This window comes from Acetobacter sp. AN02, from assembly GCF_029759835.1.
Taxonomy (GTDB): domain Bacteria; phylum Pseudomonadota; class Alphaproteobacteria; order Acetobacterales; family Acetobacteraceae; genus Acetobacter.
The window spans coordinates 1-14,076 of record NZ_JAJJND010000065.1 but is presented as its reverse complement, the minus strand read 5'-3'; the positions used below and the strand labels follow the sequence as shown (position 1 = coordinate 14,076).

Here is a 14,076-nt window from a genome sequence, read left to right as displayed (position 1 = left end):
AAGAAAATCGTTTCTCGCCTTTCTTAACCTCGCAGCCGTAAAATTGTGGCTACCGTCTTTTGTCAACAAAACCTAACCTCTTGCTCATCAGCACTGTTTATCACCGAGAAAAATTAACATGACAACCGATCCCCGCCCCTCCCACAGCGCAGGCAATCAGCAGGCACAGCACTCGTCACATCACAAATCAGTCGGAGGAAATCGCCGCTGGTATGACCCGGTGGTCACGGTTCGGGATGCCGCATCATGGCGGAAGATCGCGATGATCTGTTGGACAATTGCCGACCGGGGGAGTCGGCCCTCGTCATACCACTGATCGACGGTATTGAGTAGACGCAGGAGTAGGATGCGATAGATGTCACGATCGATGGTCTTCGGAAGCGGCAAGTCGCGCACCATCTTCGTAAAGATGGCCTCGAATTCGTCGCGTTTGCGGATCAGTTCCGCCTTGACGTTGAATGGGACGGACATGATGTTGTTCATGATTGGCAAGGTAAGCGAGGTGGGGTTAAGCTGAATCTCCAGATGCTCATCGCATGCCGCCTGTAACCTTGCCCATGGATCGTCGTGGCGCGCCATTGCCATGACAATCCGCCGTGCCGCCGCGTCGAGCGCGCGGTTGTGGATCTCGACGAACAACGCCTCTTTTGATCGGATGTGATAGTAAAGCGACCCGCCCATGATGCCCGCCCCGTCGGCAATGTCGCGGATGGAGGTCGCCTTGTACCCCCGCTGAGCGAAAAGTTGAGCCGCCACCTCAAGAATCTTCTGCCGGCGTTCCGCCTGGTTTTCGATCTCCAGAGTGCTCCCTCGGGTAATCTGCGGCTCCTCGTTGGGGGGCAGGATATCAGCCACACAGGATGCACCTTTTTTCATCGAACTCATCTGTTTCGGTCGCTTATCGCGGCCCGTTTCCATTCTGTCCTTGCCTCGATCTTGAGGCCTTGCGTCAACGACAGGCTTGAAGGCTTTCGAGGTTTTTGCCCCGCCCCTACTGTTTGCACGCATCTCAGTGGTTGTATTTAGTTGGCTGGAGCGGCGTGACATGGATGCCCTGCTTCGAGAATAACGTTTGGATCGTGACGAGACGCCTGGCAGTGGCATTGGTTCTCGGCGCCGTCATGGCGTGATGCAACTGCCCCGACTTGGAACAGAAACCATCGCAGAGGCCAGCGCCTGCCAGTAATGGTCCGTTTTTCGTGCATCACACGGTCATCGCGCGTCATGAAGACGCCCCTGGGTTCGGCACGAATCTAGTTGGGTTTTGTTCGCCTCTCCATGGACGATGTGAATACTTTATTTTGGGCATATTATGGCGCCCATCCATGCTCGTCTGCGGCAATCATGAATTTCCTCTATAATTCGCAGCAACCCGTTCTCTCCCTCAAGGGAACTCGGAAAGCGAAATCTTCAGTTTCGTGAAGGGTGGCCACTGTCAATCCCCCCCCCAGGGGAAAATCTAACCCGAACCAGAGGTTCCAATAGCTATATCACCCTCTCTTTGTTGTGTTTCGTCTCCTCTCCGGAAGCCGCGCACCTCGAACGGCCTGATGCGGTGAAGATTAGATGAAAACAGGCTGACAGGAAACGTGTCCGCTCGGACAGGCCCTAAATTCCCTGAGCCTGTGTCTGTCGCATTTGGTTTCGATCCAGCAGCGGGTCCAAAGGGGGGGGGGGAGGCAGTTCTCGCAAAATAGCGGGCCGCCCAACTACGGCGTGTCGTCAGTTAAGGAGGATGATGACTGAGGCAAACTGCACGGCTGCGAGGAACGTTGATTTCAGTTTATCGCAGCGTGTTGCGATGGCACGGAACTGCTTGAGTTTATTGAAGAACCTCTCGACAGGATTACGCTCCCTGTAAAGAGCGAAGTCTGTTTTCCGCTGCATCGTTCTATTACGTTTTGGCGGAATGACCGGGGTAACGCCGCGCTCTGTCAATCGGTCGATCAACCTGTCTGCGTCATACGCCCTGTCAGCAAGGAAGGCATCCGGATCGATGTTTTCCAGCATCGGTTCCGCCCGGTTGATATCCGCATCCTGACCCGGTGTGATGTCGATCTCCACCGGATTGCCCAGGGCATCGCAAATGGCATGGATCTTTGTGGTCAGTCCGCCCCGGGATCGTCCGATGGCCTGATCCGCGCCCCCTTTCTGAGAGCTCCGGCACTATGCTGATGTACACGGACAATCGTGCTGTCGATCATCATGTATTCATTGTCATGATCGGCGGCCAGATAACGAAATATCCGTTCGATGACACCGCTTTCACACCAGCGGTGCAGACGCCGGTGCACGTTTTTCCAGTCTCCGAAACGTGCAGGAAGATCGCGCCATGGAATGCCTGCGCGACAGCGATACAGCACCGCCTCCACGAACAGACGGTTGTCTGCAGCAGTGCCTCCAGCATGACCCTCACGACCCGGAAGAAGGTCTTTTATCCGCTCCCACTGGTCGTCACGCAAGCCATAGCGCCGCATCTGTTTCTCTCCCTCAAAACCGGGAAAACAGTCAGCACAGGGCGACAGAAAGTACAACCCTCACGGCACATGCTCAGTGCTTAACTGACGACACGACGTAGAAGGTTTTTCGCACCCTCCAGTTTTCCCTGAAATGATAAGTGGCTCGCACAGAAAAACCGCTTGGGGCTGGGCAAGAACACCTAAAGAAGGTGCGAAGCGAATATGATGGCGGACGGACTATCGAGGTCCGCGGCCAGTCAGCCCAGAGCCTGCTCTATCTCTGGCACGACCTTGAAGAGGTCGCCCACGATGCCGAAATCCGCAACAGAGAAGATAGGTGCGTCTTCATCCTTGTTGATTGCAACAATAATCTTCGACTCCTTCATGCCGGCAAGATGCTGGATTGCACCGGAAATTCCGAGCGCGATGTACAGGTCCGGCGCCACGATCTTACCCGTCTGTCCAACTTGAGCGTCATTTGGGGCATAGCCAGCATCGACGGCAGCGCGTGATGCGCCGATAGCGGCGTGGAGCTTGTCGGCCAGCGGAAACAGCACGTCATCGAACTTCTCGGAAGAGCCTAGAGCACGGCCGCCGGACACAATGATGCGCGCCGAAGTCAACTCCGGACGCGCGCTCTGGACCAGCGCTTCGTTCACAAAAGAGGACCGATATTGCCTTGATTGCGCGGTCACTGGCTCGACCGGTGCGCTGTCGGAACCGGCTGGTGCTGCAGCGAAGGCGGAAATGCGTACCGTGATGACCTTCTTCGCGTCAAGACTCTGGACAACCTCTATCGCGTTTCCGGCATAGATCGGGCGCTCGAACGTGTCGGTAGATATGACTTTGGTGATCTCCGAGATCTGCTGAACGTCCAGGAGTGCGCTGACACGCGGGAGAACATTCTTGCCGACCGAAGTCGCAGCCGTGACGATCGCGTCATAATCCTTAGCAATGGAGACGATCACGTCCGCCAGGGGTTCAGCGAGTTGATGCTCGAGAGTAACGGCATCGGCCTTCAGAACTTTCTTAACATGCTGGAGCTTCGCTGCTTCGTCGGCGATCGCGCCTATGTTGCTGCCGGCGACAAGGAGATGGACGTCTTCACCCAGTGCGAGCGCCGCCGTCACAGCCTTGGCCGTAGACGCGTCGAGGGTCTTCTGGTCATGAGAAGCCAAAACAAGGGTAGTCATACTAGTTCCTATCAATCTGTTGGCGCTTAGGGCGGATCAGAGAACGCCAGCCTTCTTGAGATTGTCGACAAGCTCTGCGGCAGTCTTGACCTTAATGCCGGCCTTGCGCGTCGGGGGCTCATGGACTTCGATGACCTTCAAACGCGGCGTGATGTCGATTCCAAATTCCGCGATCTTCTGCGTCGCTATCGGTTTCTTCTTGGACTTCATGATGTTGGGTAGCGTCGGATAGCGTGGCTCGTTAAGGCGCAGATCAACCGTGACGACTGCTGGCAGCGCCAGCTTCAGCGTCTGATGACCGCCATCGACCTCTCGGGTGACCTGGACTGCCCCATCCTCGAGAACAAGTGTCGAGGCAAAGGTCGCCTGCGGCCAGTCGAGCAGTGCCGCAAGCGACTGGCCCGTCTGGTTGCTGTCATCGTCGATGGCTTGCTTCCCGAGGAAGACGAGATCTGGCTTCTCGGTCTCGACGACCTTCGCTAGGATCTTCGCAACATTCAGCGGCTCGACCACTTCGGTTGTCTCGATCAGGATGCCGCGATCAGCACCGATCGCTAGGCCTGAGCGCAGTGCGTCCTGTGCCTTCGCCGGGCCGATGGATACGACGACGATCTCCGTCGCCTTGCCTGCCTCTTTCAGACGAACCGCTTCCTCGACGGAGATCTCGTCGAACGGATTGATGGAGAGCTTGACGTTTGTAAGATCAATCCCCGTCTTATCCGACTTGACGCGCGCTTTGAGGTTGTAATCGAGAACCAATTTCACGGGGACGAGAATTTTTGTCATGACCCGACTCTTTCTGGAGACGGCTTCCGCGATCTGGTCGCAGAAGCCAGAATACGATTAAAATTCGGCGGACGCGAGTGCCATCAGCGTCGTGGAGCCAGCCTCGATCTCATGAAACAGGCCATAGACCTGCGGCAGCATCCGCGCGGCGAAGAACTCGCCCACCAACAGCTTGCGCTTGTCGTGCGGCGTCGCCGCCGCACCCTTCTTGACGGTGATCAACGCCATACGTAGCCACAGCCAGCCGAAAGTCACTAGGGTGAAGGCCCGCAGATAGGCCGTCGCCGCCGCGTTCTGCTCCAGCGGATTGGCCAGATCGCCGCTTTGCAGGCGCAGCGTGATCTTCTGGAGCCCGGCCAGAGCCGCCTCCAGCTGAGTGGCAAGAGACAGCACTTCGGCGACCCCCTTGCCCTCGGCAATGACATTACCGATCTGGCCGAAGAAGTCGGCCACGACTTTGCCGCCATCAAGCGGAAGCTTGCGGGTGACAAGATCCTGCGACTGGATACCGTTCGTGCCTTCATATATCTGAGTGATGCGCGCATCACGAACGAACTGCTCCTGGCCCCATTCGTGGATATAGCCATGGCCGCCGAGCGTCTGCTGACCAAGCACGGCCGTCTCGAAGCCGAAATCGGTGAGACCTGCCTTTATGACGGGCGTCAGCAGCGCAACCAGGCTTGAGGCCCGTGCACGGACTGCCGCGTCGGGATGGAAGCCTTCCTTGTCGAGTTCGAGTGCAACATACACCGCGAGCGCGCGACCGGCCTCGATGAAACCGAGCATCGTCAGGAGTTGCTTGCGCACATCCGGATGCTCGATGATGCTACCCGTCTCCCGGGCGCCCGGCGCGCGCCCCTGCAGGCGGTCCTTCGCATAGGCGGAAGCCGTCTGGTAGGACGCTTCTGCGATGCCGAGACCCTGCATCCCGACAAGCAGACGCGCCGCGTTCATCATGGTGAACATCGCATTAAGACCGCGATTGGGCTCGCCGACCAGCCAGCCCTGTGCCTCATCGAAATTCATCACGCAGGTCGGCTGAGCGTGGATGCCCATCTTGTGCTCGATCGTGCCGACGCTAATCGTGTTGGGTGCACCAAGCGATCCGTCTTCGTTGACGAAGATCTTCGGACACAGGAACAGGCTAATGCCTTTCGTTCCGGCAGGCGCCTCCGGCAAGCGCGCAAGCACGAGGTGAATGACGTTCTCGGCAAGGTCGTGGTCACCTGAGGAGATGAATATCTTCGAGCCGCTGATGCTGTAGGATCCGTCGTCTCGGGGCTTGGCTCTCGTCTTGACGAGCGACAGGTCGGAGCCGGCACTGCCTTCGGTCAGGCCCATGGCCCCCGTCCACTTGCCGGAAACCATGTTTGGCAAGTATTTTTGCTTCAGTTCTTCGCTGGCGTGCGCCTCGATTGCCTCCGCCGCGCCCTCTGTCAGGCCAGGAAAGAGACCGAATGAAAGATTAGCGCTGCTGATCATCTCCTTGACGAGGACCTGAAGCGTGCGGGGCAGGCCCTGACCTTCATATTCCGGCGAGAAGGCGAGACTGGACCAGCCGCCCTCGGTATAGCTGGCATAGGCCTCTTTAAAGCCCTTCGGCGTGGTGACCTTGCCATCCTTGAAATGCGCACCTTCTTGGTCACCGGAGATGTTGATGGGGCGAAGCACTCCTGCACAGAAACGTCCCGCCTCTTCGAGAACCGACTGTACGAGATCGTTGCTGACCTCGTTATATTGTGGAATCTTTGAGAAGACATTCTCTTCCGCATTGAATACCTCGTTGAGGAGGTAAAGCATGTCGTCAACTGGCGCTTTATAGTCGGGCATATTTCAAATCCGTTGGTTTCGGGTTTTGCACTTGGTGGGAAAAGGAAGAGAACGATCCAGACGGATAACCTCCCTTCCCCCGCAGCTTAGATCAGGCCTGCATCGTAAATTAGTTCTTCAGGGGCTTGCCGGTCTTGAGCATGTTCGTGATCCGGTCGCGGGTCGGTTGCGTGAGCGCGAGATCAACGAAGGCGTGCGTTACGCGCTCGGTGAGTTCGCTCTCAGTCACTGTTTCGCTGCCCGAGAGAATTTCGATCAGCTTCTGGGCAATCGTCAGATCGTGCGGACTGAGTTGGGGCTTGAGCATCTCAAGCCTCTCTTCGAACACGCGGGCCGGAACCAGCGTCATGCTGCGCCTGACAGCAGGCGCGAAACCCTGAAGTTTTTGCAACGCACGCTTCTTTGCCTGCGCGATCAGACGGTCACGATTCATGACGATCTCGTCGCTCGGACGAAGGATCGTCTTGCCCCGCGCATCAAAGGCACCAGCAGACGCCGTGCCGAGCAGGATCGCCTCGAAAGTGTCGGCAAATGCCGTGTTGACGTCGGATGTGGTCTCGATGTGGCGGAGCAGCAGTTCGGTAACGCCACCCCAGCCCGGAACAAGGCCGACACGCGCTTCGACGAGACCGAAACTCGTTTCGGAATGGGCCACAACGGCGGCGCTATGGAGGAGAACCTCGCAGCCCCCGCCGAGCGCCACACCGAACGCAGCGCCGACGATCGGCAAGGAGGCGGTCTTCACCGCGTCGAACGCCTTGACGCCAGCCCGGACGAACTGCTCGATCCCTTCCTTGTCCCCCTTCTCAGAAAGGCCAAAAACATAGGACAGGTCGGCACCTGCGCTAAATACGGGACCGTCATTGCCGATCACAAGCGCCTTGAACGTCTTAGGCGCCTCGATGACCGCCTTCTCCACCGCGGCAAGCAACGCAAGGCTGAAGCTGTTCAACTTCGTGTGGAATTCAAGCAGGCCTACCCCGTCACCGAGATCCCACAAGCTTGCGGCATCGTCGCTTGCGACTGTTCTGGTCTTGAGCTTCAGCGCGGCGAGAGAGATCACGCCTTCCGGCAGCGGGACGGATTCGTATTGGCCGGGCTGAGTGGCCGAAAGTTCCTCGAGTTCGCCATTGGCGACGCGGTAAAAGCCGCCATTAGCCACCGCCGAGGCGAGCAGCGGAGGAACGTCGCGGCCTTCCCTGGCGAGTTTCTCGGCGAACCATCCGGCGCCGATCCGATCGATCAGCTCGAACGGGCCATATTTCCAACCGTACCCCAGGCGCATCGCCTCGTCCACGAGGTCCGGACGATCGGCGATCTCGGGGACGAGGGACGCAGCATAGACCAGTGTGCGGGACATCACGGCCCAAGCGTACTGCCCCGCGAGCCCCGGATGGTCGAGCAGCGCGCGGGCATCGCCCTTGGCTGCATCGAGGCTGTCAGACTGCACCGGCTTTTGTGGATGATATTCGCCAGTCTGGAGGTCTATCACTTCTTTCGTCTTCTTGTCGACCGAAAGCTTGTAGAAACCGCCACCACCTTTGCGTCCGCTAAGCCCTTTGGCGAGCATGTCCGTCTCTAGCTGCGGCTCGGCCTCATAAGCCTGGATGGGGTCGGTTTTGGGAAGGGTGCTCTGAAGCGAGCGGATGAGATAGGGCATCAGGTCGATGCCGACGAGGTCATACAGACCAAAGATGCCGGTCTTGGGGAAGCCGAACGGCTTGCCTAGAGCCGAGTCCGCCACCTGGACGTCGATGCCAAGTCTGATGCCTTCCGACAAGCCTGACGCCAGCCAGTAGCAACCGATACGATTGCCTATGAAGCCGGGACGATCCTTGCAAGGCACTACACCTTTGCCCAGGTGCTCGTCGGCGAAACGCGTGATGACTTCAGTGACCGAGGGCTTGGTCTTCGACCCGCTCACCAGTTCAAGCAAGCGCATGACGCGGGGCGGATTGAAGAAATGGGTAACGAGGAAATGTGCAGCGAACTCGTCGGAAAAGCCGTCGAGCAGATCATGAAGAGGAATGGTCGAGGTGTTCGAAGTCAGGATAGCCGTCGGCTTGCGAACGTTATCGATTGCGCGGAACAGCGCATGCTTGATGTCGAGGCGCTCGGCGACCGCCTCTACGATCCAGTCCGCGTCAGCCAGCAGCCCCAGGTCGGTCTTCGTGCTGCCGGTCTTCACCCTCGCGGCGAATGCCGGCTCCATGAAACCGCCCATATTGAGCTGGCGGGTGACACCGCTGGCCGCCAGTTCTGCGTCCAGATCGAGGAGGACAACGTCCAACCCGGCGTTGGCCATGTGCGCAGCTATACCGGAACCCATGGTCCCTGCACCAATTACAGCAGCCTTCTTGATCTGATAATCAGACATTTGACGATTACCTTCTCTCACATGTTCGGATAGTTAGGACCGCCGCCGCCTTCAGGCGGCACCCAATTGATATTCTGGGCCGGGTCCTTGATGTCGCACGTCTTGCAATGCACGCAGTTCTGGGCATTGATTACGAACTGCGGGTCGGACTTGATATTCTCGTCCTTATAGGTGACCTCGTACACCGCTGCCGGGCAGTAAAGTCGCGCTGGCTCGCCAAAGAGCGGCAGGTTGCTCGAAATCGGGATGGACGCATCCTTCAGCGTCAGATGGCAACGCTGATCCTCGGCGTGGTTGGTGTTCGAGAGGAACACCGACGACAGCCTGTCGAAAGTCAGCACGCCATCGGGCTTGGGGTACGTGATCGGCGTTACGTCCGCGAGCGGCTTGAGGCACGCATAGTCGGGCTTCCCGTGCAAAAGCGTGCCGAAGAACGACTTGCCGACGAGAACGTTCGTCCACATGTCGAGTGCGCCCATCATGATACCGAACGGTGTGCCGTAGCGTGACCAGAGGGGCTTGACATTACGAACCGGCTTGAGATCCCGACCGATGGGAGATGCACGCCATCCCTCATCGTAGGCAGTAAACTCCGGCGCTGGATTTTTCTTCGCCAGTTCCGCCGCGACGGCGTCAGCCGCTTGGATGCCCGAGAGTATCGCATTATGCGATCCCTTGATGCGGGGAACGTTGACAAAACCTGCTGCGCAGCCGATGAGCGCGCCGCCAGGGAATGTCAGTTTTGGCACGGATTGCCAACCGCCCTCCGTCAAGGCTCGTGCGCCGTAGGAGATGCGTTTGGCGCCCTCGAACACGCCACGAATGCGTGGATGCGTCTTGAATCGCTGGAACTCTCCGAAAGGAGAGAGAGTCGGGTTGGAATAATTAAGGTGAACGACGAACCCGACTGAGACGAGATTGTCGTCGAAGTGATAAAGAAACGATCCACCGCCGGTTTGGCTGTCCAGCGGCCAGCCGAAGCTGTGCTGCGCCAGTCCATTGCGGAAGTTCTTCGACTTAACTTGCCATAGTTCCTTGATACCTATACCAAATTTCTGAACATCGGAATTCGCAGCAAGGTTAAACTTAGCGAGAAGCTGCTTTGTCAGAGACCCGCGCGCACCCTCGCCGAACAGCGTGTATTTCGCCCGAAGCTCGACGCCCCGGGTATAACCACCATGGTGGGAGCCATCCTTGCCGATGCCCAGATCACCCGTGGCCACGCCGGCCACGCGCCCTTGTTCGTCGTAGAGTATTTCGGTAGCAGCGAAGCCGGGAAAGATCTCGACTTCCAACTCCTCGGCCTTTTTGGCGAGGAAGCGTGCCACATTACCCAATGAACCGATATAATTGCCATGATTGTCCATCAATTTGGGCATCAGGGCGTTCGGCAGACGGTAACCACTCTTTTTCGTAAGGAAAAGAAAAGCGTCCTCCTCAACTTTTGTCGCAAGGGGGCTTTCTGGATCGTCCCGCCAGTTCGCAATCAACGCATCGAGCCCGATTGGATCGATCACGGCACCGGAAAGAATGTGTGCCCCGATCTCAGAGCCCTTTTCAACGACGAGAACAGAAATCTCTCGCCCGTCCATTTTCGACACCTGCTTCAATCGAATGGCGGCAGATAGGCTTGCGAGCCCGCCTCCAACGATCACGACGTCGAATTCCATAACTTCTCTTGGTTCCGGGGCTTCAGTCACAACCCTACCTCTTTCAAATCAAAGCGCAGAACGTCAGGCTCAGGCTGGAGCTGCGTCAATCGAGCGGGAGCGGCCGAACTCGTCGAGCGCAACGAAGACGAAAGAACCTTGCGTCACCTTCTCGATCTCGGTCGTGTATGGCATGCGCCGCCAAGCCTGAACGTCGATGGTCATAGACGGCCGCCCGATCTTCAACAGTCGCGTACGGATACTCACCTCGTCCCCAACCGCAACGGGGCGGTGGAAGACTAGGCTGTCGATCGCGACCGTTGCACACCGCCCGCGGGCCCTGAGTGCAGCCGTCGAGCCTGCCGCAAGGTCCATCTGCGACACCAGCCAGCCGCCGAAAATATCGCCCGCTGGGTTGGTGTTGCTCGGCATGGCTATGACCCTAATGGTCAGTTCGCCTTCGCCGGACGCTTCGTCGTTGCTCAGCTCAACCATTGGTTTTACTCCTGTTTACTGACGCATCGTGCCCGTTTCGACGAAACATTTGTGCCAGGAAAGTGCCTCGCCCAGTAAATGCGGGGTGTCCCCGCCAGCCTTCTCCGCTCGGTCATAGTAATCGCGCAGGAGCGGGCGGAAGTCCGGATGGGCACAGGTTTCAATGATCACCTTCGCTCTTTGCCGCGCGGCAAGCCCGCGCAGATCGGCGAGCCCCTGCTCTGTCACCAGTATCTGCACATCCTGGTTGATGTGATCGACGTGGCTGGTCATCGGGACGATCGACGAGATCAGGCCGCCCTTGGCAGTGGATGGCAGCATGAACATCGAGATCAGCGCGCTGCGTGCAAAATCGCCCGATCCGCCGATTCCGTTCTGGACGAGCGAACCCATGACGCGCGTCGAGTTCACGTTGCCGTAGATATCGGCCTCGATCGCAGCGTTCATGGCAATGCAGTTCAATCGTCGCGCGATCGCCGGATTGTTGCTGATTTCCTGTGGGCGAATCACCAACTTGTTCTTCACTCGCGCGAAATCGTCGTTGATCCGGGTAGCGCGGTCATGGCTGAGATACAGCGCCGCCCCCGAGACGGCGCGCATCTTGCCCGACTGGACCATGTCTAACATGCCGTCCTGGATGACTTCCGTGTAGGCCGTGAGATCATTGAACGGTGCGTCGGCCAGCGCTTCCATCACTGCGTTCGCGATGTTCCCGACGCCTGACTGTAAAGGTGGCAGCACGCTTGGTAGGCGGTTGTACGCGACTTCGTGGCGGAAGAACTCAATGATATGACCCGCGATCGCTACTGCGTCAGGCACTGAGCGGAAAATGGCGTTCAGGTCGCGTTCGTTCGTCTTCACCACCGCCACGACCTTGTCGGGTGAGACACGCAGCAGGTGGTCGCCCGTCCTCTGGCCGGGGCTGCTGATATTGGGAAGCGAACCCTCCGGGCCACGCCAGATGTCGTGAACGCCTTCGAGGTCGGTCGGGCACCAGGAATTGACCTCGATGATGACTTTGTCGGCGAGGTCGAGCCAGGTCTGCGCATTGCCAATCGCTGCGGTGGCCACGATACCGCCATCTTCCTTGATGAGAGCCGCCTCAATAATCGCGACGTTCATCTTGCCGTAGAAGCCAGCCCTAGCCCAAGGGGCCACTCTACTCAGATGGGTGTCGACATAGGCGACCTCGCCCAGGTTGGCCTGCGCGCGCAGATCAATGTCACCTTGGTAAGGAAGGCGGCAGCTGATCGCTTTGGCACGGGCCAGTACTCCGTCTAGCCCTGGCGAGGTGGAGGCTCCGGTCAGAAGCCGGATGGTGAAGGGTTCGTCCTTTTGATGAAACTTTTCGGCCCGCGCCGCGATGGCGCGAGGCAGCGCCTTGGGCGATCCGCCAGGTCCGAAACCGCCCATGCCGACCGTGTCGGCATGTTGGATGAAGGAAGCGGCTACATCCTCGCTCATCACTTTCTTCTGAAATGCGAGATTACGAATACGGTCGTTCTGCATCGCTTGATTGCTTTCTCAAATCACGGCCCTCAGCGTTGCTAGGGCTACCTCTTTTTTCAGTCAGGGGAGTTCCAACGCCATCGCGATCGCCTCACCGCCGCCGATACAGGCGGAGACGATGCCGCGACGGCCGCCGCGAGCCTTTAATGCGTAAAGCAGCGTGGTGATAAGGCGTCCGCCCGTGGCACCGACCGGATGGCCGAGTGCGCAGGCGCCGCCATTGACGTTCAGCCGGTCGGCTGGGATGCTCAACTCTTGGCGTGCCAGCATGGCGGTTACAGCGAAGGCCTCGTTGACTTCCCATAGATCGACCTGGCCCACGCTCCAGCCCAGCCGCTCCATCAGCTTCTGCTTCGCTGGCACAGGCGCTATGGTGAAGTCGCGCGGCGCCATCGAATGGATGGTGAACCCGCGGATCACCGCCTGAACAGGCAGATCGAGTTTCTCGGCCATGCTGCGGCGCGCGAGGACAACGGCAGAGGCACCGTCCGCGATGCCCGACGAACTGGCGGGGGTGATGGTTCCGTCCTTGCCGAAGGCAGGCCGCAGCGTGGGGATTTTTTCCGGTTGCGCCTTCAGTGGGTTCTCGTCGTCGCGGATGACGGTCTCGCCCTTGCGGTTACGGATGGTGACCGGTTCAATCTCTGCTTCGAAGGCACCGCTTTCGACGGCAACTCGCGCACGGCGAAGCGTCTCGATAGCATAGTCGTCCTGGGCTGCGCGGGTGAAGCCATACTGCTCGGCCGTCTTCTCGGCGAAGTGACCCATGAGCTGACCAGGCTCGTACGCGTCCTCCAGTCCGTCGTAAAACATGTGGTCGTAGACTTGGCCGTTACCCAGGCGGTATCCGCTGCGCGCCTTTGTCAAAAGGTAAGGTGCGTTAGTCATGGATTCGAGTCCACCGGCGACCAGCGGCGAGTCGGCACCCGCCGCCAGCGCGTTGTGGGCGAAGCCGATCGCCATCAGTCCGGAGCCGCAGAGCTTGTTCACAGTAACAGCACCTGTGCTGAATGGAATGCCAGCGCCATGTGCAGCCTGGCGCGCAGGGTTCTGCCGCAGGCCGGCCGACAGCACGTTACCCATGATGACGGTTTCTATCTTATCTGGTGCGATACCTGCACGGCCCAGTGCCGACTTGACGGCGACCGAGCCCAGTTCGGTGGCCGTCAAGTCGTTGAACTGGCCCTGGAACCAGCCGATCGGTGTACGGGCAGCGCCTGCGATGATGATCGGATCTTGTGTGTTCATAATATGTTTCTCCAAATTCCGTTGTTGGTTCGTTGCGTGCTCGAAATGTCGTCTAGAGAGGGGGCTTTCTCCAACTTTGTGATGAAGGCGAAGAGATCAGTTCCGACCCCATCGGATTTAGGAAACCGCCCCTCGCGTTGCGCTGTCGTCATCGTTTTGACCCCATATGTTCGCATAGGCTTGGCCGCCATGAGGCGGGGCGCCGCTAACGTCGCCCTATCCCATCACATCCCGTTCGCCCTGCCCCACGACCCAATCAGCTATCCACACACAATGTATCTAACGATTGTTAGTTGAGTTTCTGGATAGGACAATTAGTCGCCTCTGTCGACGCGCGATGCTTTCGGACACCATCACATATGGTTGAACCGACACGTGACGTCGCGTGCCGGACGTTACGGCGTGTCGTCAGTTATACCAACCGTTGATTGCTAGAACCTATGCGCCCAATTGCGCAGTCCGATTGACATGATGCGCCAAGGTTGTTCGACGATCTGGTTCCAGGCATGGCAGGCGATATCAACGATATC

10 protein-coding genes are annotated in these 14,076 nt (G+C 58.4%); all 10 read right to left on the bottom strand.

The genetic code is table 11. The features are described 5' to 3' along the window. Positions 1 to 180: 180 nt before the first annotated feature. Positions 181 to 918 carry a TetR/AcrR family transcriptional regulator gene (locus LOC54_RS08620; protein WP_279313411.1) on the bottom strand — a complete coding sequence of 246 codons (738 nt, stop codon included), beginning with the start codon at positions 916 to 918 and terminating at the stop codon, positions 181 to 183. 804 nt (positions 919 to 1,722) lie between these two features. Next, positions 1,723 to 2,477 (bottom strand): IS5 family transposase gene (locus tag LOC54_RS08615; RefSeq protein WP_279313410.1). Its coding sequence is split into 2 segments (ribosomal slippage): positions 1,723 to 2,156 and positions 2,156 to 2,477, totalling 756 coding nucleotides; the frame shifts between segments, so codons are not numbered across the junction. 239 nt (positions 2,478 to 2,716) lie between these two features. Continuing rightward, on the bottom strand, positions 2,717 to 3,652 hold the full coding sequence (locus LOC54_RS08610; protein WP_279313409.1) for an electron transfer flavoprotein subunit alpha/FixB family protein: 936 nt from the start codon (positions 3,650 to 3,652) through the stop codon (positions 2,717 to 2,719). Positions 3,653 to 3,688: 36 nt separating this feature from the next. Continuing rightward, entirely contained in the window at positions 3,689 to 4,438 is a 750-nt protein-coding gene (locus tag LOC54_RS08605) for an electron transfer flavoprotein subunit beta/FixA family protein (RefSeq protein WP_279313408.1), read from the bottom strand. A 57-nt stretch (positions 4,439 to 4,495) separates the two neighbouring features. Beyond that, complete coding sequence (locus tag LOC54_RS08600) at positions 4,496 to 6,268, bottom strand: acyl-CoA dehydrogenase C-terminal domain-containing protein (RefSeq protein WP_279313407.1); 1,773 nt, start codon at positions 6,266 to 6,268, stop codon at positions 4,496 to 4,498. A gap of 109 nt (positions 6,269 to 6,377) precedes the next feature. Continuing rightward, positions 6,378 to 8,645 carry a 3-hydroxyacyl-CoA dehydrogenase/enoyl-CoA hydratase family protein gene (locus tag LOC54_RS08595; protein ID WP_279313406.1) on the bottom strand — a complete coding sequence of 756 codons (2,268 nt, stop codon included), beginning with the start codon at positions 8,643 to 8,645 and terminating at the stop codon, positions 6,378 to 6,380. A gap of 17 nt (positions 8,646 to 8,662) precedes the next feature. Then, positions 8,663 to 10,315, bottom strand: a complete 1,653-nt coding sequence (locus LOC54_RS08590; protein WP_279313405.1) for an electron transfer flavoprotein-ubiquinone oxidoreductase — start codon at positions 10,313 to 10,315, stop codon at positions 8,663 to 8,665. Positions 10,316 to 10,384: 69 nt separating this feature from the next. Then, on the bottom strand, positions 10,385 to 10,789 hold the full coding sequence (locus LOC54_RS08585; protein WP_279313404.1) for an acyl-CoA thioesterase: 405 nt from the start codon (positions 10,787 to 10,789) through the stop codon (positions 10,385 to 10,387). A gap of 15 nt (positions 10,790 to 10,804) precedes the next feature. Continuing rightward, positions 10,805 to 12,298: an acetyl-CoA hydrolase/transferase C-terminal domain-containing protein gene (locus tag LOC54_RS08580; RefSeq protein WP_279313403.1), complete on the bottom strand. Its 1,494-nt coding sequence runs from the start codon at positions 12,296 to 12,298 to the stop codon at positions 10,805 to 10,807. Between the two features lie 60 nt (positions 12,299 to 12,358). Beyond that, entirely contained in the window at positions 12,359 to 13,546 is a 1,188-nt protein-coding gene (locus LOC54_RS08575; protein WP_279313402.1) for an acetyl-CoA C-acyltransferase, read from the bottom strand. Positions 13,547 to 14,076 lie beyond the last annotated feature (530 nt).